Below are 26602 nucleotides of genomic sequence, written 5' to 3'. Positions count from 1 at the left end.
GCTTATTCCAGAGAAAATCGAAATCAGCATATATAAATAAAATAAATGCGATTTAAAATTTGAAATTAATCGAGGAGGAATTGGAGTTTTGTTGAAGAAGTGGTTTGCAGTACTTGTAATACTCATATGTGCCATTTTTGCTGCGTCCTCAGGGTGCAGTGAAAACAACGCAGAGGACACGAATGTTCCTGAAGAGTCGGTTGAACTCAGCAACGAAGAGAATTCTGCTGAGGATGCAGGAGAAGAGGAAGTTGAAGTGGAAATGGTATCCACCGGAGATTCCAGCTGGTGTTCTGTAGGTTCTTCCTGGAAGTCAACAAACCCCCAGACAGGCGAAGAAGTTACAATGAAAATCACCGGGATCGAGACCGTTGATGGAGTCCCGATGTGCAAAGCCGTTTATGAGACAAACCTTGAAGATGAGGACTTCTCCAAAGTTGAATACTTATGGTCCGAAGATGAAGAAACCTTTTTCTGGACTGCTTATGACAAGTCAGGAGAAATAGTTTCCGAAATGAGTATGAAAGACGGCAAAATGAAAATTGTTGATGAAGAAGGCAATGTAATAGAATCTTCTCAGGGACAATAAAATAAGAGACCGTCAATTCTGCTGGATTTTCCAGCATATTCTTTTTTTCATGAAATTTCGGACCTTATTAACTTATTCTGTACCTGCCAGGTTTCAGAGTATCTGTGAACTACCACTCAGCTAAAGACTGAGTGGCTTCTTGGTTCATTCCTCCCTCTATTGAGGGCAAGTCCCCAAGCTCTTCCCCGCGTTCCGCAGGTGAAAATATGTACTTGAGCTTCCTTTCGGATTCCAGTTTTCGCTGGCGCAGTCTCTAGCCCTTAGAGAGTGTGATCGTGAAGTTTGCCCTGTTATCCAACTTGCTTTCGCATTGTGGTGACAGCAAAATACCTCAGTCCTTGCTTGGTTTTCGCTTCGGAAATCAGCATGGAATGAGAGACTTCAAAATAGAAAGAAGTTTGCAGAATCAATAACAGCAGAACGTGAGGAAGTTGACGCTTATATCCCACGAAGCTGAAGACTTCGGGGTTTTACGTTCCTTCCCATAAAAGATTTTCGACCTCCTTACACTTAACAGGTAATTTGCATCCTTACCTGCTGAGGATCTGCATTTTAAACCGAATTTTATAATACATTTTCAACGCCTATTTCGCAGGACGAAAAAAACTGCGTTCATGTCCGAACATCCTTAAACTCAGGTACAAATATGGAATAAACTCAGATGCAAATATGAGAAAAAGAGAGCGTAAGATTCTGATTTATCCAGGGGCTTTAGCGAGATAATAATGGTTCTATAATATTAGGCCTGTGGGTTAAAGATATAATGAAGCAATAAGGATACAAAGATAAAATAACATTATGTGTTACATAAAGATACAAAGGTGTTATATACATGAAGTGCATAGTATAATTTGCGTTCTCGTCCCTTCAACAACCCACAACAGTAAAAGGTCTACTCCACAAGTAGAGGGATAAAGAAACCTAAACTAAAAAACTCACAACCCGTGAGTCCAGTACCTCAATATCTCTTCCCAGACAAAAATAAAAGCATCTCTTAAAGCCGTTCAGAACTTCCAGGTTTTAGGATGGGAACGCAAACCTCATTTTAGAAGAATGTTACAACAGAAAGTAGTTTTTTGTGCTCTCTGTAATTATTCATATTGTTACCAAATTATGGTAAACATTATTTTCGTGATTTTGTTACCAAATTACGGTAAACATTATTTTCGTGATTTCTTTCCACGCCCTGCGCGACACCTGGGCCTGCCTGCGTACAGTGAAATAAAAAATGAAAGTTTATCAATCTGCATATCGGGCCCGATTATTCACTGGTTTTCATCTGCTGCAAAAAACATCTCTTTTAAGGGTTTCCTTTTCGGTATTGGAAGAAATGGCATATTTCCATGATACACGAACCCTGGTAAACCTATCAAACGAAAGCCTATCGAACCACCGCTCCTGAGAGGGAAAAATTCATTCAGGAAAGATCCATGAAACAAATCCCGGATAAAAGGCTTTGCCAATTTTATATATAGGAGTAAATATATTATATTTGTCAGCCCGACACAGAATCTTTTTTCAGGATAATAAGGACAGGAAAAACATGAAAGTCATGATCATAGGGGGTTTTCTCGGAAGCGGGAAAACAACCGCAATTCAGAAAATCAGCAGGCAGCTTAGCGATGCCGGGAAACGGACTGCGATTATCGTAAATGAAATCGGAGAAATAGGGCTTGACGGAGAGACACTCAACCGCCCAGGAATTATAACTGAAGAATTGACAAGCGGCTGCATCTGCTGCACACTCAGAATCAGTATGCAATACACGCTTCAGACTCTTGAAGAAGAGTTCAGGCCCGATATTGTGATAATCGAACCAACAGGAATTGCTTTTCCCGGACAGATCAGGGAAGAAATCGAAATGATGGGACTCTCAGAACTGTCCTTTGCTCCGGTTGTGACCATAGTAGACCCCGGGCGTTTCGGCACTGAGGCAAAAGAAATTCCAAGGTTTATCGAGACCCAGGTAAAGGAAGCTGAAATCCTCGGGATAAACAAGGTAGACGTAGCGCCTGCAGAAATCGTCATGGCAACAGAACAGATGCTTACCGAATTGAACCCTGAAGCCAGGATCCTGAAATTTTCGGCAAAATTAGGAGATGAACAGTTTGAAAACCTGCTCATCCATCTTGCAGTCCCCGGGATTGGGAAGCCTTCTCAGGAAAAGAAAAATTCAATTGAACTTTCGGAAGTCTCGGCTCACTCGGTTCTCTATACCCTTGGGTCCTGCAATCTTAACCCTGAAAAAGGCAAGCTCCTTATCGAAGAGAGCCTTCAAACCATAAGGGACAGAGTGAAGGAAATTAACTCTGATTTTGTAGGGCATGTTAAACTTTCCCTGAAACTCCCGGACTTCATGGTCAAGGGCAGTGTGACTTCCTCAGAAGAATCTCCGCAGGTGGAATTTATACCCCGCAAAAATGAAAAGCTCGAACTCAGGCTGCTTTCTGCAATTACAAAGGTCCCGAAGGATAAGCTCACAGGAATAGTAGAGAGCACACTTGAAGAGAAGCTGAGGGAGTCAAACACCTCTTTTGAGAAAAAGGAACAGCATCGCGGTACGCTTACGAACATAAACGGGGTCAGAAAAAAGACGTGAGCATGAGGACAAATATTGGCAAAAGCGTGAAAGAAAGTGAATACCAATAAAGATCAAAGTTTAACTGCATTTACACTCAATCAATAGAAAAAACCCCAAAAACCTATTTCGTTATTATTTCGGATATTTTTAAAAATCCGGTTTCAATCAGTAAAGAAAAATCAAATATTAGAAAAACTGAGATATTAAAGGATAAGAAGTGGAGTTTCAATATGCATGATGAAATCGACGAACTTGATGCTTATTTCTCCTCTAAGGGAGAAACTACAGAAGGCGAAGCTGTCAAGCTGGAACATATGATGATGGAAAAGGTTTCCGTAAACCCTGCAAGAAGGAAACTTCTCCGAACAGTTGGTATCTTTGGGAAACCTGAAAACCAGCTGAAGGAAGAATCAGGGTTAAACGATTTCTTCTTTAAGTTTCATATGGATTTCCTGCTCAAAGAAGGATTCCTCAAGTTTGAAGAAGGGATGTACCGCCTTACGGATTCAGGAATTGCAATGCATGATTCTGTATGTTAAAAAGCATATTTTCCCATATTCCTTCTTCTTTTATTCCCTCTTCTTTTAGTCCTTTTTCTTTTATTAACTTTTCTTTTAGTCATTCTTTAGTTATTCCACATTCATTTATTCCTTCTTTAGTTATTCAACCTTCATTTATTCCTTCTTTAGTTATTCAACCTTCATTTATTCCTTCTTCGTATATTCTTTCTTTATTTATTCCCCCGTCATTTATTCCTTCTTCGTTTATTCCGCCTTCGTATATTCCGTCTTCATTTATTCCGTCTTCTTTTTACGGACTTTCAAAAACAGAAATTTTGGGAGCTTGAGCCTTAGCTCATTCCGATTCCTAGAAATTGCTTTTTGCTAAAAAGCGATAAGTTTTTATGTTTATCTGAGTAATGGCGTTATGACCAAATTTTTCGATATTCTATGGAAGTTTCAAAAACGTACCTATCTAATTTCCAGGTACATATCGAGCAAATCAATAGGAGTGTGAAAAAATATGCCAGCATTAGTTAATGCAGATGAATGTTCAGGATGCGGAACCTGTATCGATGAATGCCCCTCTGAAGCAATTACCCTCGATGAAGAAAAGGGACTTGCAGTAGTCGACCAGGACGAATGTGTAGAGTGCGGTGCATGTGAAGAAGCATGCCCAAACCAGGCAATCAAAGTACAAGAGTAAAAACAGACAGCATGGAATAAATTATTTATTCCATTTTTCTTTTTCCTTTTTATCAGATTATTTTTTATCTCTACGGAGGTAGCTTTTTAAATGGTAGCAGTTAAAGCGGGTATTTTGGGCGCCACAGGCGCTGTCGGGCAGAGATTTGTAGAAGCACTTGCAAACCATCCCTGGTTTGAGATTACAGCCCTTGCAGCGTCCGAAAGAAGCGCTGGCAAAACGTATAGAGAAGCGGCAGGCTGGAGGCTGGATACAGCCATGCCAGAAAGTGTCGAAAACATAGAGGTTGTTCCTGTAGACCCAAAAGCCATTGATGCGGATGTGGTCTTTTCGGCTCTTCCAGCAGACCTCGCCCTTAAAGTGGAGCCCGAGTTTGCAAAAGCCGGGTTTGCAGTTGCGAGCAATGCATCATCCTACAGGATGGAAAAGGATATCCCTCTGGTAATTCCGGAAGTAAACCCCGAACACCTGGGACTCATCGAGGTCCAGCAGGACACAAGGGGCTGGGACGGATACATTATTACAAACCCTAACTGCTCCACAATTGTCATGACAGTTACCTTAAAGCCCCTGATGAAGTTCGGGCTAGAAACCGTACAGGTAGCAACAATGCAGGCGATTTCCGGAGCAGGTTTTTCCGGAGTTTCAGCCATGGCAATCTATGACAATGTTATCCCCTATATAGGAAGCGAAGAGACGAAAATGGAGACTGAAACCTTAAAGCTCCTCGGGGAATTTAATGGATCCGAAATCGTGCCTGCAGATATGAAGGTCAGTGCTTCCTGTCACAGGGTCCCTGTAATCGATGGGCACACGGAAGCTATCTGGGCAGGTATGAGGGATGAACCCACCCCTGAAGAAGTAAGGGAAGCTTTCCTCAAATTCGACCCGAAACTTGGAGAACTCCCATCAGAGCCGCGTAAAGCCCTTATAGTTCGAGACGAAGCCGACAGACCTCAGCCGCGCCTTGACCGCAATATGGGAAAAGGCATGAGTGTTTCTGTGGGCAGAATCAGAGAAGGAATCCGCTATATCGCGATGGGGCACAATACAATCCGCGGAGCTGCAGGTGCAAGTGTCCTTAATGCAGAACTCCTGCACTCGATAGGCAAACTCTGAGTTAAAACAAACACTTCAGCAACGATAAACAGCAGGATTAGAAGCGTAAAACCACGATTGGAATCGTGAAATACAGTAAAAAAATAGTAAAGAATGAGAATGAGAAGTAAAATGCCTGAATGTCCGGACTTTTACTTTTCTTCAAAATTTCTTATTTTACTTCTTATTCTAAATCGGTCTCAATTCTATCTGTCTTCTTTTGCCAAACCTTTCTTCTCTTCCTGAAGCTTTCGTCGTAATTCAGCAGTATTCAGGAAAAGAGTATTCTTGCAACCTCTTCTGCCCTGCGCATGACCTCTCGAACAGGAATTCCGCTGGCTTTAGCAATCTTTTTGCAATCTTCAAATTCCGCAGAGATATTGAGCAAGACACCTTCCGAGTCCCTGGCAATCTTGACTGCGGTTTCAAACTCCTGCCCTTCGAGCTCTATTTTTATCCTTTCGATGTTTCGGGCAGCCATGAGCCTGTGCCGTGCAGGCATAACCCTGACTCCAAGAGACCCTGTTTCAATAATGATCTTCCGGGCGAGTTTTGCGCTGTCTTCAGGCTTTGAAATGACCTTGATAATATGGGCAGGCCTTCCTTTTTTCATGGTTGCGGGCATAATCGCAACATCCCTGGCTCCCATCGAGAGCAGTTCCTCAAAAAGGTTGCCCAGGACTTCCCCGCTTACATCGTCGGCATTGGTCTCAAGAACCTCAATTATATCCTGAATCAGGTGGGCGTCAGGTTCAAGAAGCACCCCCTGGAGCACATTGGGTCCCGGAAGCTCGGCGTCTCCTGCCCCATATCCGATGGCAATCGCCCTGCCCTGAGGAAAAGACTCAACGGGCTTTGCAAAATGTGAGAGAATAGCAGCCCCCGTAGGGGTCAGCAGTTCCCGATTCACATTTCCCCCTCTGAAATAGAGTTTCCCCTTTCTGAGAATCTCAAGGGTTGCAGGAGCTGGCACAGGAAGAGTCCCGTGGGCACATTCTATTGTTCCGCTGCCCACGTTGATAGGGGTGCAGTAAACCGAGTTACAGTTAAGGGAATGGATGGCTGCAGAAGAGCCTATGACATCGGCAAGGGCATCGCTCTGCCCCACTTCATGAAAATGGAGTTTTTCAAGATCAGACTGCCCATGGACTGCGGCTTCGGCTTCGGCCATTTTCAAAAAGATGTTAAGAGCACTTGCTTCCACCTTATGAGGCAGTTTTGCAGCCTTTACGAGATCCACGATTTCCGGGTATGTCCGGACAGGCTCTTTTTCAGGCACGTTTATGCGAACATCCAGGGCTCTAATTCCCTTTTTCATCACTTCCCTTATATCCATGGATACGGGCGCTGAAGCTTCAACCAGTTCCTTTACCGCTTTTCTGTCAGCTCCGAGGTCAAGAGTACATGCCAGAATCATATCCCCGGCTGCCCCTGAAAAAGGATTAAAGACCAGTGTTTTCATAAAGTTCCTCCCTGAATTTTACTTTGGACTTATCTACAGTTATTTTTCTCCCTGTTCTTCATCCTGCTCCGCAGGGTCAGGTTTTCCTCTTGTTCCGGCCGCTGCAGCAATCATATTTGCGATCCTGGCTGCATAAGCCCCTGCAACAAATCCCGCATCAATATTTACCACTGCAAGGACCGAGCATGACTGGAGCATTGACAATAAGGCTGCTTTTCCTCCGCCGCCTGCCCCGTAACCGGTGGATACGGGAAGCCCTATTACCGGCACATCGACAAGCCCGGAAACTATGGTTGGAAGCGTCCCCTCTCTTCCGGCTGCAACAACGATTGCTCCGGGGTTCCTGAGTTGGAGTTTATGGAGTTCAGGGATCAGCCGGTGTATACCTGCAACCCCAACATCGTACACAGCAACGGTTTCACAGCCCATTTCGGAAGCAATAACCCTGGCTTCTTCTGCAGCAGGGATATCTGCCGTGCCTGCCGATATGACACCTACGACCCCTCCGGTACTTGGGGCAGGAGTGCCGTCGTGAATAACCACCGTGCGCGCCCTGCTGTTCCATTCGAGTTTATCCGGGCCAAAAGCCTTCATTAAGGCTTCCAGATGGGGAGCAGAAACACGGGTAATCAGAGCCCTGTTACTTTCTCCTGCCATTATCCTGGCAATCTCCACAACATCTTCAGGTTCCTTGCAATCGGCAAGAATAGCTTCGATTACTCCGGTCCTGCTTTTCCTGTGGGAATCAAGTTTTGCAATGTTAGAATAGGAAACAAAACCCAGACTGCAAACCTGCTGTTCTGCAGTTTCAAGGTCGATTGCCCCTTCTTTTACAGCCTTCAATATATTAGTGAGATCCATGCGCCACCCAAGTTATACCTGACATTTTATATATCCAGGAATAAGCATCTTTAATAGTAAGTGCCCTATCAGTAGTTTATTGGTCTGGGAGGTCTTTAGGATTTCTCGTTATTTGGGGTTTTTGGTAACCTACGATGAAAATATCAGCGATACATTTAAAAATCCGAATTGTTAATGTGAAGAGATCATCATGCTCATAGTACTCTCATTAGGCGGTTCAATTCTCGCAAAAGATCTTGATTCGGATCGTTTTTTAAAATACGCAACAGTCCTGCGGGACATCTCAAAAAAGCATACGCTACTTGTAATAACTGGCGGCGGAGAAGCTGCAAGGAACTACATAGGTGCTGCGCGGGCTATGGGGGCAGATGAAGTAACCTGCGACTACATAGGCATTGAGATCACCCGTCTGAACGCAAGACTGCTTATTGCAGCTCTCGGACCCGATGGATACCCTGAAGTTCCTTTAAACTATCTTGAGGCCTCAAAGGCTATGAACTCGGGAAAAGTCGTGGTAATGGGAGGGGTTACGCCCGGCCAGACCACTGATGCTGTGGCTGCAATCCTTGCAGAATATCTGCGGGCAGACCTGCTGACAATTGCAACCTCAATTGACGGAGTTTATTCCTCAGACCCCAACTGTGACCCGAGTGCAGTAAAATATGAAACAATCTCACCTGAAAAACTCATAAGCATAATTATGGCAATCGAGATGAAGGCAGGCTCCAAATCCCCTGTGGACCCTGTAGCCGCAAAGATCATCGAACGCTGCAAGCTCGATGCCCTTGTTATGGATGCCCGAGACCCTGCCCTGCTTGGAGAAATTCTGGGTGGAGAGGCAGCCAAAAAATCTCCGGTATCCTGCGGGACCTGGATTACAGTGAGAAAATAAAAAGCTTGAGTCCCAGGGCTTTTGAGCCCTTCTCCGGTGTATCAAACAAAATACAAAGTATACATCAAAAACACAAAGTATACATCAAAACTTAAACATAGAGGTTCCTGCATATATTCATATTGCAGAGAGCCAGATAGGTTACCTAATCTGGTTCCCGGCAGCTTTTGAAAAGAAGGAGGAACCTGGCTTGAGTCTGCCGGAAAAAAAGAACTGTTTAAACCTGAGAGAGTTTACTTTTCGTTTATTTTTCTTAATTGTATTCCTGACTTTCTTCTGTGTTCAGGCGGGTCCTGTTTCAGGGGCAATGACCGGGACAATTGCCGGAGAAGAAAGTCCCTTTATTATTGATTTTTTCTCAGACCATGACCTGAGCGATGCAACGGTCAGATTTGAACAGCCTCTTGAAAACGTTTCTCTTGTTTTTACCCTGAGCTCGGGAAAAGAAATTCTGAAATCAGAGACCTTCCACCTGGGCTCCGTAAATGAGGAGCAGGAAATTACAAAAGTCCTTTTCTGGGGGCTTGAAGAGGACTTTGGAAAAGACAGGGACTCCTATACAGCACAGCTTTCTGTAAAGGACGGAAGCAAAACTCTTGACTCCCGGAAGCTTTCTTTTTCTTACAAAAACCAGTATCTTTCAACCCTCAAAATTGTGGATTTCTCTGCAGACTCGGAAAAAGCTTCCGTTCTGATAACCCTTACGAGCTCCGCAAATCTTGGATTAATTCAGATGCCTGAACCCGGCATTGCAGATCTGGACCTTAAACTCCTTTCCGGCACGGACATCATATACTCCGAAAGCCTGGAAAACGTCCCTGTAACGGACGCATACTATAAAGCAATGAATTGGCCTTTCCTTCTCGAAAAAGACCGAAATTACACGGCTATCCTGAAGGTTCATTCCCATTCCCCTGCCCTTACTACAGCCTATACATCGGAATTCAAGGCAGAAGAAAAAGTAGAAATCCTTGATACGGATATCGATGTGGATGAATACGGAGCAAGCGTTACGGTCGTCGGAAAATCCCAGGTGCCCTTTGATGGAATTATCAGGGTTGTACTGACTCCTGAAGAAGGGGATGTACAGGTCTTTGAAGAAACCGCAGATATCCTGACCGCAGGAAAAGAAGATACCGTAGGAATTATCTGGCAGGGGGTTTCCAGGGGCGATTATAACGTAAAGATCTATGTACTGAGTCTGGAAGGCGAAGTCATGGACAGCCATGAAACAGTCCTGCGGGTTTTTGAGCCCGTAGCCGAAATAACACCCTCTGAGGAATCTCCTGCTTTCAGCGTTCAGGCAGCGCTTGGGATTTTCCTGTGCTTTGCGGTTTTTCAGGGAAGAAAAAGGAAAGGGAAAAAAGAAGGGCGCTAAGTATCCATCCATATGCGGGACCATTATGTTTGACCTGATCATCCGAAACATAACGAACAGGAAAGTCCGGAGCGCACTGACAATCTGCGGGATAGCCCTCGGGATTTTTGCAGTTATAGTTATGGGCGCCATGTCTGAAAATTTCCACCAGACTTTTGAGCGTTCCATGAGTGTAACCAGCGACAAGATCCGGGTTTTTGCGGAAAGCGGGGTCTTTGGCGGAGGGCTCACGGACGATAAGGTAAGCGATGTGCTTCGCGTAGCCGGGGTAAAAGACGCCTATGGGCTTTTGATGACCACCTTTGATGAAGACAAGATGGGAATGACAGGAAAACAAATCCTTGGCGTCCCTCCCGAAAAGTCCAGCGTTGCCCTTTACCCTGTGGAGCTGAAAGCAGGCCGCTTCCTCAATCCGGGGGATTCCTACAGTGTGGTCGTCGGAAACAACATCAAAAGAGAATACGGACTTCAGACAGGCAGCAAATTTGAAATCCATGACAAATATTTCACCGTTGTCGGAATCCTTGATTATACCGGCTCGATCTTTGATAATGCCGTAATCATTCCCCTTGAGACTGCCCAGGACCTGTATAACGTGGGAGATTCGGTGTCCTATATCTTTGCCGTGCCTGACGAGAGGGTGGATGCTGAGATGCTCTCAAAACGCATCGAATTAAGCGTAAAAGGCACAAGCACCCTTTCTCCGGGAGAACTTGAAGTGCAGGCAAAGCAGTCCTTCATGATTTTCAGCGTAATCACGATCAGCTCAGGGCTCCTTGCAGCAATCATAGGCGGGCTGTGCGTGATGAATACGATGCTCATGTCCGTTGCAGAAAGGACACGGGAATTCGGAATTTTGAAAGCCATAGGCGCAGAAACGCGGGACATCCTGCTCCTGACGCTCGGAGAGGCTTCATTCATGGGCTTCTTAGGCGGAATTCTTGGAATCCTGGTTGGTGTTGGGGCTGTCTATGTCATGAACGCCTGGCTTGCAACGACAAGGATCGTCCTTTTCCTGATAACTCCGAGACTTCTTATAATTGCCATGCTTTTTGCTCTGCTGATTGGCGCTCTTTCCGGGCTTTATCCAGCTTACCGGGCATCAAAAATGAGCCCTATGGAGGCTTTGAAGCATGCCTGAAGAAAAAACGGAGAGCCTGATGTCGGAAGAAAAATCTGGAAAAAAAGAGGTACGGAACGAAGAATCTGTGAGAGAAAAATCCGGTAACGACAAACAGAAAGTTATCATGCAGGTTGAAAACCTCTCCAAGACCTATATCCAGGGTAAAATTCCTGTCCATGCCCTTCGCTGCGCCTGTATAACCGTACGAAAAGGAGAACTCCTTGCCATAATGGGACCCTCGGGTTCAGGAAAATCAACTCTTCTGGCTCTCATAGGCACGCTTGAAAAAGCCACTTACGGAAAGATCATCCTTGACGGGACAGACCTTACTTCAGTTCCGGAAAAACTGCTTCCCGGCGTAAGAAGAGAGAAAATAGGTTTTATTTTCCAGCACTACAACCTGATTCCGACCCTTTCAGCCCTTGAAAACGTGGAACTTGCCATGCGCTTTTCCAGAGTGCCAAAAAAAGAGAGGGAGGAAAGAGCAAAAGCCCTGCTTGAGGACCTGGGCCTGGGAGACCGCCTCAATCATAGACCCTCGGAGCTGTCCGGAGGAGAGCAGCAGCGGGTGTCTATTGCCAGGGCACTTGCGAACAGGCCTGCCCTGATTCTTGCAGATGAGCCAACCGGGGAGGTGGACAGTAAAACCCGTGATTCCATTGTCCGTACATTCAAGGAGTTGAGCAAAAAGGGGCAGACAATTCTTGTGGTTACCCACGACCCCGAGGTTGCAAAAGAGTGTTCAAGGGTGCTCAGGATCACGGACGGGACGATTAAAGATAATTAAAGGCGATAAGGAAGAGAAAAGAAGAGAAGAGAGAAAAAGGAAAGGAAAGGAAAGGAAAGAATTTAATCCTTCAAATTTCTCCAGGTTCCCAGCCCAGGTGCTCTTTTATGACAGTATATGCCATGGAGGGAGGGATAATTCCAATATCAGTTACGATCATATCAATGTATTCTGCGGGTGTAAAGTCAAAAGCCGGGTTTTTGACCTGCACGTGGGGGAGGTCTGCAATAATTGCAGGATCGACGACTTCGTCTGCAGCCCTTTCTTCGATTTCTATGGGGTTTCCTGCAATGGTGCTCGGGCTGAACTTGAAGGTCTCGGCAGCTACCATAAAACTCTTTCTGGCTTCATGGGCAGCAAGAGCAAGCTGAGAAGTCCCGATCTTGTTTACAAGAGCTCCGTTGGCTGCAATCGCGTCCGCCCCAACGATAACTTTGTCAACATCTTTCATGTAGTAACGCACGGCAGAGTCCACGATAAGAGATGTTGGGATGCCAAAACCATTCAGGTGCCGGATTGTCAATAAGCCCTGACGCCTTGGACGGCTTTCAGTAGCGATTACCGAGATGTCCTTTCCGTCTTCAAATGCCGTGGTGATGATGGAAAGAGCAGCATGGGAGTTGCAGTGGGTCATAATAACATCTCCATCCTGAATTCTTCTTGACCCGATTTTCCCTATTTTTCCAAGCGCGCGGTCTGCTCTTTCAATAAAAAGGTTTGCATTTGTGATGATTTCCTGTCTTGCTTCTTCTACACTCCTCGAAGAATATCTCGAAGCAAGTTTTACAGCATTCGGAAGGGAAACAGCTGTGGGGCGGGTACTGATAAGAAAACTCGAAACTTCCTGAATGCTGGCACTAAACTCCTCCATTGAAGCTGCTTCCAGCCCTGCAGCATAATCCCTGATGGCTTCAGCCGCAGCTTTTGCAATCCTGCCTGCGCCCCGGATTTCCATTGTCCGGATCTTTTCTGCGGTTTCCTTAACTTTATCCATAATATAAAGGATAGTCAGAGCCCGATTTATAGCTATCTTCCGATTGCTCCCGGCCTCGGGGGATAAAGCCCTGAATTCATTTAAATTCAGATCTCAGTTAAATTCAGATCTCAGTTATTTTTTCTGATCTGTCCCTGTAGTAAGCAAAAAGGTCTTCTCCCCACTGAAGAGCAATGGGCTCGAAACACATGACATCCTTTGTATGGTCAAAAATACCGTCCGAAAAAGGAAGACTTAGAGAGAGAAACCTATCAGTAACAACATGAGAAAATTCTATTTTTTCGTCACATACATAGAAACATGCATTCTCAAAATTCAGAAATTCTCGAATTTCAGTTAGATATTCCTCTATTATTCGCTCGTAAACCGGACGGGTTACAAGAAGAGAGATATCCGCTCCTTTTTTTGCGAAAGTAAGAAAAAAAGAAGGGTAAAGGGGGTGGAAAATGGAGGCAATACCATTTATCCGTCTTGATATTGCAAGGTTTCCCACAAATTCCCTGTGAGGTTCAAAGAGGTGGGTCCTGTCAGGAGGTTCGGAGAATGTAAAGTTTTCCAGATCTCCAATTCTGTTCCTTAAAGAGAGGGGTATGCACTCAATTGCATGGTTTGCCCAGTACTCATAGCCATTACCAAAAACGTTTAATAAACTCACCATTGCCTGCATTCTCCCAGCTACCGCTATGCCAAGAGGAGACAGGATGTAAACATCTTCTATCTTGAATACCAGAGAGTCTTCCCTTAGTTTTTTTAGCTGGGGAAGTACAGCTACAGCACTGGCATTCAGACATTTATTTATTTCTCCGATCGTTTTTGGCCCCTCCTGCAAAAATAAAAGAATATCTTTCCTTTTTTCAGAGAGAAAAATTAATTCGAGAAGCTGGCTGTTCATGTTTTTGATATATACGCAAATACTTGTTAAATATCTTACGCATTTTTTAGCAGTTTTTATTCAAAAAGCATTATCAATTAGCATGGGGACAGGGATGTATCTGTAGAATAAAATTTTAATTAACTGTATGAACAGAAAAGTATAAATCCAAATAAATATTACAGAGTGAAAAATCAGTAGAAATGAGGATGTAAGAAATGAGTTTCAAGTCAAAAGAACTTGATTTTGAGGCCGTTAAATAATTTAATGGGAAGTAAATTTCAAGGTCGTTTAGGTTATATACATTTATAACATAAGGAGGAAGTTGACGATTAAGAGTTAAGGGGTTTTTCTCTTGATCGTCGGGGTTGAATCACACAATTGGGAGCCAGATCAGAGGTGGCAAACGGCTCCCAATTCTAACGCCAATATTTTGGAAGAGTTTTAATCCATAAAAAAACTTTCTATTAGATAGTATCCGGATATTTGACTTCTCAATAATTCTTTAATTTTGATCAAATAAAGTTAATCAGTTGGGTCCGAATTGGCGAAATTATGAATTGGGAAGGGACAGATTGGAGAAATTGTAAACCGAAAAACCAGATTTGAACTTTCGGAATTGAAAAAAAAATTAAATAGTAGAGATTCAAGTCCTGAAATAAATATTCAGGAGGAAAATAAAAGGAAAAATAAGGGACTGTTTTTAACGAGTTTGAAATTTTTGATATAAATAAAAAATTTGATCGAGACAAATATTTTGAAGGTAGCTAAAAAAAATAAGAGTCGGGGCAATTTGAATAGCAAACAATATTTCATGTCGTTTATGTTATATAATTAGAAACCATAAAAAATGATAGAGATTGAGGGTTAAAGGGTTTACTCTCAGTCTAAAGGGGTTGGATCATCAGTAGGGACCTTCGGACGGAAAATTACGGTCCCTATTATCCTAATTATAAAATAATCTGAACTTTTTTTACGAAATGAAAAAAAATAATTAATTGCCGGAATAATTTACACCCCTGCTGGTTTTTCGGTGCTTTCACATTTTTGGGTTTTTTGCTCTCATGCCATATTTTATTAAAAAATATCAACAATGTAGAGGCGGACAAATTCAAGAACGGAAAACGGGAGATATATATTAAACAAGAAATAAAAAGGTTGGGTGGAAGCTCGGGTTCCCTGATATCTGCAGAACATTAGGGTAAAAGAGTACAGAGATATTGAGGTACATCACAATAATACAGTTTTTTAAAACAATTCAAGTGATTGATTTGCAATTAATACTTCAGACTTTTTTTGTAATAAGAATTAAATACAGAATTTATAAATAGTAGTCAGAGAATATGAAACGGGTTAATTAAATTAAGTTGATAGATCAGGAAAAATAATAAAAGTAGGAGCTGAAAACCTGGATTTCAATGACGCTAATTTTGATACTGCTGTAAAGTTCCACGGACATGTCTGCCCCGGCCTTTCTATAGGGTACAGAGTGGCTATGCTGGCTGCAGAACGTTTCAAGGACAGGAGCAAAGATGAAGAACTTGTTGCAGTTGTGGAAAACCGATCATGTGCAGTGGACGCGATTCAGGCAATAAACGGCTGTACCTGCGGAAAAGGAAATCTCATCTTTAAAGAGCACGGAAAGCATGTATATACATTTTTCAAAAGAGGGGATAAAAAAGCCCTGAGAATTTCCCTGAAACCCGACGTACTCCCCCAGGACGAAAAGCACACTGCGCTCTTCGCAAAACTGAGAGCAGGCATTGCAAGCCCTGAAGAGGCAAAGGAGTTTAGGGTTTCACACGAAGCAAAAAGCCAGAGAGTTCTGGAAATGCCAGAAGAAGAACTTTTATGGGTCCGTGAAGTGGAAATCGAGCCTCCGGAAAAAGCCATAATCTATCCTACCCTGATATGCAGCAAGTGTGGAGAAGGCTTTATGGAGCCCCTGGGAAGGGTGAAAAACGGAGAAATAGTCTGCATCTCCTGTTTTGAGGCAAAGGATGAATGAAAATACGGAGATAATCCCCAAAAAAGTCGAATTTACCCCTATAGGCTATGTTGAGAATGACTACCTTGAGCCGGAGTATAATGAAGAGATCTACCAGCAGGTTTCAAAAATCATCCTGAAGAAAGACCTGGTAGAGGGGCTTTACAGGATAGAAGACTTTGAAAAACTGTATATCCTCTTTTATTTCAGCAAATCAAAAGGATATAAACTAATCCACCGCCGCCGCTATGACGGGGAAATTTCGGGAGTTTTTGCCAGCAGGAGCCCTTACCGCCCTAACGGTATAGGGCTTACAATTGTAGAGCTTTTAAAAGTAGAAGGTAATATCCTCCATGTAAAAGGCCTTGATGCAATCAACGGGACACCTGTGCTGGATATTAAGCCCTACATAAAAGAGATTGAAGAAAAGAAAGAAGAAACACCAACTGAAAAAGAACAAAAAATCAACGCAGCTAATCAGTAAACAAGAAATAAAAAATCATCAAACTAAAGAATAAAAATTTCGAATTTATCTGAAAAAGAAAAAGGGGATTACCCTTTTTCAGATCTCATTTACATATTCTTCTTCCGCATTCCCAGGTAGATCCCACCGGCTGCTACAAGCACGAAAATGATCCCGAAAGCGTCGGCGCCGGAGAAGGACATGCCTCCCCCATCCTCGTTTTCAACAGACTCTTTCTTCATCTCATAGCCTTCAACATAATCAGAGTCGGGAGAAGCTCTCACCTCGGGTGCAGGTTCAGGAGAATCCACTCCGTAACCGGCATCATTCTCCGCAACAGCTGGATTGATGGCAGGCTCTTCGGTGTTTGATATAGCAGTCTGGTTGAGTTTTTCGGCAACGCTCGTCTGATGCCCTTTGCTGCTGCTGTGTTTTTCAGGTACTTCCTGTTTAAGAGATTCCTGTGTAGCCTGTTCTATTGCTTCACTGAAACCGGGCACAGAAACCAGGCCCGATACGTAGCCATTGAGGAGGGGATTTCCGCAGGTATGGTGGCAACAGGTGACCCCGTCTTCGACCACGGACTCTGCATATTCCGCGGCCAGGCTTTCAAGGGCCTCATCCGAAGCATCCCAGTTGCCCTTGCGAGCAGTCTCCAGCATCCTGGCGGTCATGGACTGGTATGCATAGGGATTATTCTGCCGGGTCCATTCGCGAAGCTCCTGGTCTGCCATATATGTCTGATACACCTGATTCCACATTTCATCGCTGATCAAATCAGGGTTTGTGGCTTCCCAGCCCCAGAGGTTCTCAATGAAGTCTGACATTTCCCTGGCTCCTGCATAGCCGTTCCCCTGCATACCGTCAATCCATTTCGGGTTGAAATAACGGGAATAAGTTTCCCTTGAGAGAAACTGTCCCAGAGTTTCGACCTTCTCATCTCCTCCGGTCAGCATGTTCGTGATAAAAGAATCCGGATACTTTCCTCCCGAAACGGAGCTGACTGCGAGATTCAGGCCTCCCATGTACTGGAAGAAATCATCATTGTCCAGAGTCCCGTAGAGGTTCGTGCTCCGGCTGTGCACTGTGGCTTCAACCCCTGCGAGGTTCTTTTCGAAAAGGCCCCTCAGGTTTTCGCCCCAGACGTTTTCTCCGTAGGCGTTGCACATCTTGCTGATGTAAAGGTCTGCCAGCACATCGTTGCTCTCCCAGGTATCGCTTGCAGCGATCGCATTGGGAAGACCTGTACCGTAGGCTCCGTCCGAAGACCCGAAAATCCTTAACAGGGCCAGGTCCAGGGCATCACTTTCATTAAGGGAACCTTCACTCATCAAAGAGGCTTTCAGAGCTTCAGCATTTTCCCGGACATAGTTGGGAGAATCTTCCTGGGCATAAGCCAGTTTTACGGCTTTGTCCAGCAGGACCACCTTGCCAGGGTACATGTCCCTGTAGAGGCCTGAGATCTGAATCACCACATCAACTCTGGGCCTTCCCAGGGTCTCCATGGGGATAGCTTCCACATCAACTACCCTGCCGCTGTTCCACACAGGTTTGACTCCGAGCAGGTAGAAAATTTCTGCCTCCATAACCCCTTCATGCCTTGTGGTTTCTCCGGCCCAGAGAATGTAAGCTACCTTTTTCGGGTATGTCCCGTGCTCCGCAACATAGGCATCAAGCATCTGGTCAGCCATCTCCTGCCCGAGAGTCCAGGCAGCTTCTGTTGGCACTATCCGCTGGTCAAAAGCATAGAAGTTTCTTCCCGAAGGCAGAGTTTGAGGGTTTCTAACAGGGTCACCTCCCAGGTTTCCGGGGATGAACCTGCCGTCCAGGGCATTGAGGACCTGCTGAATTTCCTCTTCCCCAAGAGCCAGGTTTGCAGCATATTCTTCCGCACTGGCAAGGAAGTTAGTGACGGTTTCACTGCCTGTCCCGAGCACCTGCATCTGAGCATCCGTGGAATTGACCCCCCGGTTCAGGACCAGGTCCAGCAGATAGAGCTGGGCACCTTCGGTTTCATTGAATTCGTGAACAGAATCAGTAAAATCGGCACCGAGCATTGAATTTACCATACCCACAAGCTGCTCCCCTTTAGGGCTTGTGCCCAGGATATGCAGCCCGTAAGGCATTGACTGGCTCTTATAATCATCCAGCAGGGCTTCGAGCCCTTCCAGGAAAGTTGTATTAAAGTAATTCTCGTTGTTTTCAGCCTCTGTCATGTTGAATTCTTCATCCAGGTGAAGGGACCGGGTCAGGTTTAAAACTTCAGACCTGTGGGCTGATTTCAAAGAGTCGTCTGCCACTGCCTGTTCATAGTTCAGGATAGCTGCGCTCAGGTTTGCGTAATCCCCATAACTTCCTGCTGAAATAATCGGGGGGACAAGATGGTCAACGATGACTGCACCTCCTCTGCGCTTTGCCTCATTGCCTTCTCCAAGCCCGTCCATAACGTAAGGATAAATCACGGGCAAATCCCCGATCATAAGGGAAGGCCAGTCATACCGCGAAAGTCCGAACTGTTTGCCAGGCAGCCATTCCTGAGTCCCGTGCCTGCCGAAGTGAACCAGGGCATTACTGCCGAATCCACCTTCTTCCTCGGAATGCTGGAGCCAGAGGTAGAATGCAATGTACTGGTGGTGAGGAGGCAGGTCCTTGTCGTGATAGAGAGCATTATTGTCATCAAGCCAGCCTCTTGAAGGCTGTGGAGCCAGAAGCACATTATCTCCGACCTCGATTCTGGGAATTACGAAATATTTTCCACTTTCATTTTCCCAGACCATGATCTTCCCGGGTGCCGGACCCCACTGGTCAATGACTTCCTGCTGCCTCTCTTGAGGGAGCTCAGAGAACCATCCCTCATAGGTGCTTTCCGGGACGAGAACTATTTTCCCTGTATCAACCAGCTTCTGAAGTTCCCCCGGAGCCCAGGTCCCTATGTTGATACCCTGAGTGAGCATCAGGTCAAGGAGTTCGGTCTCGTTAGGGACCTGGCTTTCATTCAGGTCATATCCGTCGGCAGCCATAGCGCCAAGCATGCTGGATATACTGGGGACGACATCGAGATAGGAAGCCCCTATGTTATCCTTTCCCCCTCCGTGGTTATAATAAATTATAGCAACTTTTTTATCGGATTCCGGAATTTCCCCTAAATTCACCCAGCTTTCGACGCGGTCAACGAGCCAGTCCACCTGGTAGTCTATGGAAACTGAAGTCTCTGTCTCAGTTTCGGGATCTATTTCCGTTGAAGCCATTATTACCGGGTCAATAGCCCCCCAGAGTTCCTGTAAATCGAGTTTCATCATCTTATCTGCAGGAAGCGGATTGCTGCTGGCTTCATACTCGGTCCTGTTCATGTAATTGTTAACAATGCCGTTGATTACAGGCACATCGAGCCCTTCAGCATCAAACTTGTTGCCAAAGTAAGTGAACGAAATAATCGCATCCACAAGGACATCATCCCCCTGCTTGAAAAAGTCTCCAGAGGAAAGGGAATCGGACCCGTAAGTGGCAATAACATTGTAGCCCCTGGCTTCCAGTTCTGAAATCAAAGCATCGATGGGCTCAATCTGGAAGGGGAAATAGCTCTGGTACATGGTAATTGCAACTGTGGGCTTTGCCGGATCATAGACATGCCCCCCGTCGCTTCTGTTAGAGTACCAGGCAAGGTAGGTATCCAGAGAATCGGTAAAGTAACCGGTTATATTAGTGTGGTAGATCGCCCTTTCAGGAAGAGTGTGAGGGTCCTCATACAGGAGGTCAGACCTGCCGCAGCAGTCGTTGGAGATGCAGAATACAAGGTTTTTCAGGTTACTCTGGTCATAAGCTCCGTTAAGCCAGTAATTGTTCAGCTTTTCCCTGTAGCCCTCGATCTGGTCTGCAGAAAGCGGGATGCTCTCATTCAGAAGAGTGTCATCGTCAATAACCACACACCCGTTAGCAATCGCCATATCCACAGTGGGTGTGAGCTTCTGGGCCGTTGAGGGGCTGAGCATGTTGATGTAAATGATGTCCATCCCGCTCAGGTCAACGTTATTTTCCATCACGTAGTCAGCCATAAAACAACTAAGGGAAAGGTTCAGGCCGCTGTTAGTGTTGACTTCCTCTGCAAGGTTCTTGAGTGGAAGCTCATGGCTCCGGTACCCGGTCACAATGGCAATGTCCAGATGCTGGCCTGTACTGAAATTGCCCTGGGGTTCTTTTACCACTTCCCTTAACAAAAGAACGTTTGTGAACCCCAGAGATATAGGGTCGCTTCCCATCTGTTTCTGCCGGGTAAGCCCGCTGATTGCAGCACTTCCTGTCAGGTCAACCCCACTGCCAGACAGGTCAAGAAGAGCCTGGGATTCATTTGCATCGATATCCCTGCTGGAGGTATCAAGATTTACCGAAAGATCCGTGCCCTGCACCTGTATTTGTTCATCGGCACGGCGCCATTTGTCCTCGTTGTAAAGAGCAACAAGCGTATAGTTTCCGTCGGGAATCCCGGAAAGCAGGTAGTTGCCTTCAGCATCACTGGTAGTGTTGGCAACAAGTTCATACTGGATGGCTTCACTTCCTGCCGCCGGAGAAGTAGAAAACAGCATTAAAAGGATTAAAATTATCAATCCGGAAGCTTTAATACTTTTATTTAGAGAGTTTCTTTTTTTATTCAACTGTTCTTTCATAATCCCTACTCCAGAATAATTAAACAGATTACTATGTAAAAAACTTATTAAGATCTTGATTCTGTATGCTGCTTGCAGGAAACTCCTAAATTTCAGCTTTAGATCTCCGCCGGCAGACAAGGCAAATCAGATCTACAGAGAAATAAAAGTACACCGCAAATCAACAACAAAAGTAAACTTTACTAATTAATTTAGAGGAAAACATCATTCAAATATGAGTGTTGAAAGATATTTTAGATAGCGGTCACCTCAATAAATTATTAGCTGTTCACCTCTAAACACAAATATATCAGATCATTTGAACGCAAGTTTACTTTACTTACATAAAAAACTGCGATTTTGGATAATAGTTATTAGCCGTAAAGATAACAAAAATAGAGAAATTAACGATCGCCCACCGTTACATGGCTAATATTTTTGAAAATAGGATTAAATCACAAATACTTTGATCAATGCAACATCATTCGCTTTATCATGTCATTCATGTAATGCCCGATGCAGAAGAGCGGCCTTTCCCGAAAAAGAGTTGAAAAAAGGAAGAGAATAAAAAACGAAGAGAATAAAAAAGGAAGAGAATAAAAAAGGAAGAGAATAAAAAAGAGGGTTAAAAAAGGAAAGGAAAAGAACACAGAATGAAAAGTGCTCTCCTTCCACCGTATTTTACATATTCTTTTTACGGAACCCCAGGTAAATTCCCCCCACTGCTACAATCACGAAGAGAATCCCGAAAATATCAGATCCCGAGAAGGACATGCCTCCATTTTCGGATTCTGCGACCGGATCTTTCTGCATCTCATAGCCTTCAACATAGTCGGAGTCAGAGGCCTTTTGGACATCAGGAACAGGTTCTGGAGAATCAACGCCATACCCTGCATCTGAATCCTGAACAGTCTGATTGCTTTCCGCGGATTCGGAGTTTGCTCTGGTTGTCTGGTTGAGTTTTTCGGCAACGCTCGTCTGATGCCCTTTGCTGCTACTGCTACTGCTCGGGGTATCTTCTATTTCCGGAGTTTCGGCCTGGGTTGCTGCATTCAGTTTTTCAGCGTAGCCAGGGACAGATACCATCCCGCTTACGAATTCGTTAAGCAGAGGGTTTCCGCAGGTATGGTGGCAGCATGAAGCTCCATTTTCAGCCACCGATTCTTCATATTCTTTTGCGAGGTTCTCGATAACCTCATCCGAAGGTTTCCAGTATTCGTGTCTGACAGCTTCGAGCATTCTGGCTGTTATCGACTGGTAAGCATCGGGATTGTTCTGCTTGAACCATTCTTTCATGGATGGGTTATTAACATAGGTCTCATATGTCTGCTCCCAGACGCTGTCATCCACAAGATCAGGATCGCTGACCTCCCAGCCGAAAAGGTTGTTTACGAACTCGGACATCATCCTGCCACCTGAATACCCGGCGCCCTGCATCCCTTCGATCCACTTCTCATTGAAATACCTGGACCTCAGGTTCTTGCTAAGGTACTCCCCCATTCCTGTCATCTGAGCCCTTTCAGGATCTCTGGTATCCGAAACGTACATCTCAGGGGTTCTTCCGTCTCCCCTGACATGCCTTGTTGCCAGGTTCAGGCCACCGAAGTACTGGAAGAAGTCGTCGTTGTCAAGAGTATCGTAGAGGTTTGAAGAGTCAGAATGTACGGAGGCTTCAACGTTTTTCAGGTTGCCTTCAAGGAGTTCCCTGGATTTTATGCCCCAGAAATCTTCACCGTAGGCGTATCCCATCTTGTCCAGGTATACATTTGCAATCGTCGCTTCGTCGTCCCAGCTCCCACTTGCACTGATAGCATTTGAGACCCCTATTTCATAAGTCCCATCCATTACTGCAAAGCAGCGCATTGTGGAGAGCTTTTTTGCGGTTTCATTGTCATATCCTGCCGCAAGCAGGGAATCATATATTGCAAGGGCGCTGTCGTTTACGTAGTTGGGATAGTTTCCGGCAGGAAGTGAACTTGCAAGTTTCACGGCGCGATCTACCATTTTGATCTTATCCGGGAAAGCGTCCCTCATACCAGCGGTTGTATAGACAATGTCAATCCTCGGTCTCCCCGGTTTTGCCGGATCATAGTTAGGAAGCAGCTCCTCTTCAGGGATAGCCTCAACACCTTTTACATACCCGTACTCGTCCCAGACCGGCTGTACCCCGAGCATGTAAAGCACTTCGGCTTCCAGAGTCCCGTGGTCGCGGATAAACTCTACCCCGAACCTTGAGAATGAAACCTTTTCCGGATATTCTCCGTACTTATCGTGATAATCCTCAAGCAGCTGGATTGCAAGGGATTTTCCGAGCTCCCAGGTTGCCTTTGAAGGATAGAGTTTTGAGTTGATACCGTAGAAGTTGCGCCCCGTAGGGACTGCATCCGGGTTCATAACAGGGTCCGTGCCTGGTCCCGGAGGGATGAAGCCCCCGTTTAAGGCTGAAAGAATTCTGGCAATCTCTACGTCACTGTCAAGAAGCCGTTCTCTATACTCCAGCCCCTGTTCAAGATCAAATGTAACAGAACTGTTTGTTACCCCGAAAACGTCAAGCTGAGCCGTTGAAACCTCCGTATTATTGGTTACGACTTTCCAGACAAGCCTGTTAACTTTAGTATCATTTGACGGAATCCCGAGAGGGTAAACGGACTCAGGATAAAAAGCAGCAGTGATATTATCCTCGAAGTCTCCTCCAAGCATGGACCTTACCATTCCGGAAAGTTCGTCTTTTTCAGGATCTGTCAGGTTTGTAGAAGGTACCCGGCCAAGGACATGCATCCCGTAAGGAATGTTTTCTCCTTCCACATCTTCGAGATATTCATGAAGGATATTTTTTACAAAATCCCCAAACTCCACTTCATTGTAATCTCGAAGAGCGGTCGCATTCTCGATTCCGAGATCAACGTCCAGGTTAAGTGCGATTATCTGGTCGATTATGGCTGTCTGGTACCCTGCCTTTGTCTGTGTAGAAAGCCCAGGATCATAATACTGCTCCACACTGATTGAAAGGTTGAGCAATTCTCCATAAAGCCCGCTGCGTTCAAGGGTCGGAGTCAGGTGGTCGATAATCAGGGCATTGCCCCTGTATTCGGCAGTCAGCCCTTCTCCCACGTTTGCAACTATGTAAGGATAGATGTTTGGCAGGTCCTGCAGCAGTAAAGGTGCCCAGTCGGAAGTCCGGTTCATACCGTAAGTAGAACCCGGAAGCCACTCGTGTGTACCGTGAGTCCCCATGTGAATAACTGCATCAGGCTGCCATTCGTGGTTCAGCCAGAGATAGAAAGCTATGTACTGGTGCGGAGGTGGCACAAGGCTGCTGTGGTAAAGGGTGTCGTCGTTTTGCAGGAAACCCCTGGCAGGCTGGGGCATGAGCCAGACATCTCCGAAACGTACGGAAGGGATTACAATATACTGCCCGGTCTCGTTCTCATAGATCATGAGGGTCTTATTCTGGGGAAGATCTTCAGCCCAGGGTTCTCCCCATTCTTTTATTACCTGAGACCTCAGTTCTTCAGGGATTTCCGACTCAAACCATCCTCTGTAGGTCTCCATGGGTATGAGGTGCAGTCCCCATTCAGTCCTGTTTTCGACCATTTCGTTCATGACGCCGGGAGCCCAGGAACCGGCATTGATACCCTGTGCCTGCATCATTTCCAGGAGTTCACTGCTGTTATCCGGAATTCCGGAGACCTCATACCCGGTTTCATTCATCTCATTGAGAAGGTCGAACATGCTTTGAGTAACATTGAGGTAACTTGCCCCGATGTTGTCTTTTCCTGAAGGGTAGTTGTAGTATATTACGGCAACTTTCTTGTCATTCGTGTCCTTTAATTTCAGTTCAGCCCAGTTTATCGACCTGTTTACCATCCAATCGACCTGTGCCGGCAGGGGTTCGTAGCTGCTTTCCCCGGTTTCGGAGTCGTAGTTATCAATCCCTATTACAATGTACTCAAAAATCCCATCAATACTCGGAAGGAGGGTCTTGTACACGACCTCACTGCTGGGAATGCCCCTGTTACGGTCAGCTACATCTATAGAATTAGCAGGATTTGAAACTACCATGCCTCTTAAGACCGGGACGTCAAGGTCTTCAAGCTCCTGTACACCGGCATCAGGATCCTCGTAATTCAAACGGAAACTTTTCAGAGAAATTACGCACTGGACAAGAGGTTCTCCGTTTTCGTCAAAGTAAAACTTGTGGATATCATTGAAAGTCTCAAAACCTGCAATTACGTTGCAGCCCTTCCCTTCAAGGTCACGGATGAGAGCGTCTATGACTTCAAGGTTGTCAGCCGTATAATCAGAAGCGTGGAACCAGATCCCTATGGTGGGTTTGCTCTTATCGTAAATATGTTGTGGCCCACTTGTGCCAGTTGTATTCGAGTACCAATCAAGGTAATCGGTGGTGTTTTCAAACCAGTCAGGTTTGGATTCATTTAAGGAGGAGCGGGCATCAGGGTGATAAAGCGCTGCTTCAGGAAATTCGATCGGGTCCTGATAAACCCAGCTATCCGTAAGCTCTGGTTTGTTTCCATAAGTTTTTGCGAGATAGATAAGGAAATTTTCGGTATTTTCTCGCAGGACTCCTTTCGGACCCATGCTGTAGAAGTACTTTTCTTCAGTGGAATTGTAAGGTTTGGTCCCGGCAAGAATCTTATCATAACTTGAGGTGTTGATGTATGTCGGATCCATCATAGAGGTAATGTCTATGAGTGCAGCCCCATTTTTATGGGCACTTTCGAGGTCATCCCCGATATCTTTGAACTGCGACCAGAGCATATAAGTAAATATTACATCCTGGTTTTCAAAAGTGGTATTAGTAAAGTCGGAATACCCCGAAATATACGTTACATTTATACTTGCATTGTATGGATTGGACTGCTCTGCTGCATTCAAAGCATTTCCATCATAACAGATAAAAGTAATATTTACCTGATTTTCATCAGCCGATACATTCTGTGCAAGCAGTAAAAGGACCACTGCACATAAAACCAGTAACCTACTTTGTGCCGTACGCATCTTATCCCCAGACAATGTATCATGAACCCGTGGAGCGCCCCGGCAGGAAAATAACCAGGATGCCTGGCCCACGAGTCGATTTATAACTAAAGATTTGCGAATATTAGGAACCTACAAGAGGACAGTCGCCGAGTTTTTAAAGTGAACGTGGAAGTTATCGATTATGACTTTGAATCCAACCTTGATACTTCCGAAAAAAACTAGGCAGCCGATTCCGTATTATATCTTCAACATTCGGAGCATTAGGGGAGAAGATACATAAAATACGGTTTTTAGCTCACGATTGTTATCCATTAAGGTAAAATGAAGAGAAGATAGCGTTTTTACTTAATTTAGAATGGAAAACAGACCTTAATTCAAAAAGAGCCAGGAATAAGCCTAATTTAAAAAAATAGGATTTGGAATCAGGTAAAAAGAAAAAAATACGGCGATTTTATTTTACGCCGCATTTCACATACGAATTTAAAACTTCTTTTTCCGGAATCCTGGGTAGGCTCCAGAAATACAGAATCGTTGACAACGAGGTCAAAAACAATAGAACTGAAATCGATATCATTATAGAATATTCTTGCATATTTATCCCCATACAATGTATCATGAACCCTGGAGCACTCTGGGAGAAAAAATAACCAGACCTCCGGGCTCATCAGA

General features: G+C 45.0%; 17 protein-coding genes. 11 read left to right on the top strand and 6 right to left on the bottom strand.

The window, feature by feature from the left end:
- Positions 1–91 precede the first annotated feature (91 nt).
- The 5 genes from EO92_RS01625 (at position 92) to asd (ending at position 5495) form a co-directional block, all read left to right on the top strand.
- Positions 92–589 (top strand): hypothetical protein, encoded by a 498-nt coding sequence (locus tag EO92_RS01625; RefSeq protein ID WP_235283116.1) that lies wholly within the window; start codon positions 92–94, stop codon positions 587–589.
- Positions 590–2132: 1543 nt separating this feature from the next.
- Positions 2133–3188 carry a GTP-binding protein gene (locus EO92_RS01620; protein ID WP_048168858.1) on the top strand — a complete coding sequence of 352 codons (1056 nt, stop codon included), beginning with the start codon at positions 2133–2135 and terminating at the stop codon, positions 3186–3188.
- A gap of 212 nt (positions 3189–3400) precedes the next feature.
- On the top strand, positions 3401–3709 hold the full coding sequence (locus tag EO92_RS01615) for a hypothetical protein (RefSeq protein ID WP_048132686.1): 309 nt from the start codon (positions 3401–3403) through the stop codon (positions 3707–3709).
- Between the two features lie 484 nt (positions 3710–4193).
- A complete protein-coding gene (locus EO92_RS01610) occupies positions 4194–4376 on the top strand; it encodes a 4Fe-4S binding protein (protein WP_048168857.1) in 183 nt (60 codons plus the stop codon).
- Positions 4377–4466: 90 nt separating this feature from the next.
- Positions 4467–5495: an aspartate-semialdehyde dehydrogenase gene (gene asd, locus EO92_RS01605; RefSeq protein ID WP_048168856.1), complete on the top strand. Its 1029-nt coding sequence runs from the start codon at positions 4467–4469 to the stop codon at positions 5493–5495.
- Between the two features lie 250 nt (positions 5496–5745).
- Here the strand turns inward: asd and larC are convergent, their stop codons facing one another.
- Together larC and larB are read right to left on the bottom strand one after the other, a co-directional pair.
- A complete protein-coding gene (larC, locus tag EO92_RS01600) occupies positions 5746–6936 on the bottom strand; it encodes a nickel pincer cofactor biosynthesis protein LarC (RefSeq protein ID WP_048168855.1) in 1191 nt (396 codons plus the stop codon).
- A 39-nt stretch (positions 6937–6975) separates the two neighbouring features.
- Positions 6976–7797, bottom strand: a complete 822-nt coding sequence (larB, locus tag EO92_RS01595) for a nickel pincer cofactor biosynthesis protein LarB (protein ID WP_048168854.1) — start codon at positions 7795–7797, stop codon at positions 6976–6978.
- Positions 7798–7987: 190 nt separating this feature from the next.
- On the opposite strand from larB, the gene pyrH reads away from it, so the two are divergent.
- The 4 genes from pyrH (at position 7988) to EO92_RS01575 (ending at position 11977) form a co-directional block, all read left to right on the top strand.
- Positions 7988–8689: a UMP kinase gene (gene pyrH, locus EO92_RS01590; protein WP_048168853.1), complete on the top strand. Its 702-nt coding sequence runs from the start codon at positions 7988–7990 to the stop codon at positions 8687–8689.
- Positions 8690–8879: 190 nt separating this feature from the next.
- On the top strand, positions 8880–10067 hold the full coding sequence (locus EO92_RS01585; protein ID WP_048168852.1) for a hypothetical protein: 1188 nt from the start codon (positions 8880–8882) through the stop codon (positions 10065–10067).
- 25 nt (positions 10068–10092) lie between these two features.
- The gene (locus EO92_RS01580; protein ID WP_048168865.1) at positions 10093–11208 is read left to right on the top strand and encodes an ABC transporter permease; all 1116 of its coding nucleotides are present in this window, start codon (positions 10093–10095) and stop codon (positions 11206–11208) included.
- 106 nt (positions 11209–11314) lie between these two features.
- Positions 11315–11977 carry an ABC transporter ATP-binding protein gene (locus EO92_RS01575; RefSeq protein WP_082107910.1) on the top strand — a complete coding sequence of 221 codons (663 nt, stop codon included), beginning with the start codon at positions 11315–11317 and terminating at the stop codon, positions 11975–11977.
- Between the two features lie 70 nt (positions 11978–12047).
- Here EO92_RS01575 and EO92_RS01570 read toward each other — a convergent pair whose 3' ends face one another.
- Both EO92_RS01570 and EO92_RS01565 read right to left on the bottom strand, forming a co-directional pair.
- Complete coding sequence (locus EO92_RS01570; RefSeq protein WP_048168851.1) at positions 12048–12971, bottom strand: ribose 1,5-bisphosphate isomerase; 924 nt, start codon at positions 12969–12971, stop codon at positions 12048–12050.
- 103 nt (positions 12972–13074) lie between these two features.
- Positions 13075–13863, bottom strand: a complete 789-nt coding sequence (locus EO92_RS01565; RefSeq protein WP_048168850.1) for a winged helix-turn-helix domain-containing protein — start codon at positions 13861–13863, stop codon at positions 13075–13077.
- Between the two features lie 1363 nt (positions 13864–15226).
- Between EO92_RS01565 and EO92_RS01560 the strand changes: the two genes are divergently transcribed.
- Together EO92_RS01560 and tsaA are read left to right on the top strand one after the other, a co-directional pair.
- Entirely contained in the window at positions 15227–15850 is a 624-nt protein-coding gene (locus EO92_RS01560; protein WP_369793104.1) for an FmdE family protein, read from the top strand.
- On the top strand, positions 15843–16313 hold the full coding sequence (gene tsaA, locus EO92_RS01555) for a tRNA (N6-threonylcarbamoyladenosine(37)-N6)-methyltransferase TrmO (RefSeq protein WP_048168848.1): 471 nt from the start codon (positions 15843–15845) through the stop codon (positions 16311–16313). Before EO92_RS01560 ends, tsaA begins: the two co-directional genes overlap by 8 nt.
- Positions 16314–16402: 89 nt before the next feature.
- Here the strand turns inward: tsaA and cobN are convergent, their stop codons facing one another.
- Together cobN and EO92_RS01545 are read right to left on the bottom strand one after the other, a co-directional pair.
- Positions 16403–20872, bottom strand: a complete 4470-nt coding sequence (gene cobN / locus EO92_RS01550) for a cobaltochelatase subunit CobN (RefSeq protein WP_235283115.1) — start codon at positions 20870–20872, stop codon at positions 16403–16405.
- Between the two features lie 741 nt (positions 20873–21613).
- Positions 21614–25951, bottom strand: a complete 4338-nt coding sequence (locus tag EO92_RS01545; protein WP_048168846.1) for a cobaltochelatase subunit CobN — start codon at positions 25949–25951, stop codon at positions 21614–21616.
- Positions 25952–26602 lie beyond the last annotated feature (651 nt).

This window comes from Methanosarcina sp. 2.H.A.1B.4 (assembly GCF_000979385.1).
Classification (GTDB): Archaea; Halobacteriota; Methanosarcinia; order Methanosarcinales; family Methanosarcinaceae; genus Methanosarcina.
The sequence above is the reverse complement of the archived record's forward strand: the minus strand, read 5'-3'. Positions and strand labels throughout refer to the sequence as shown.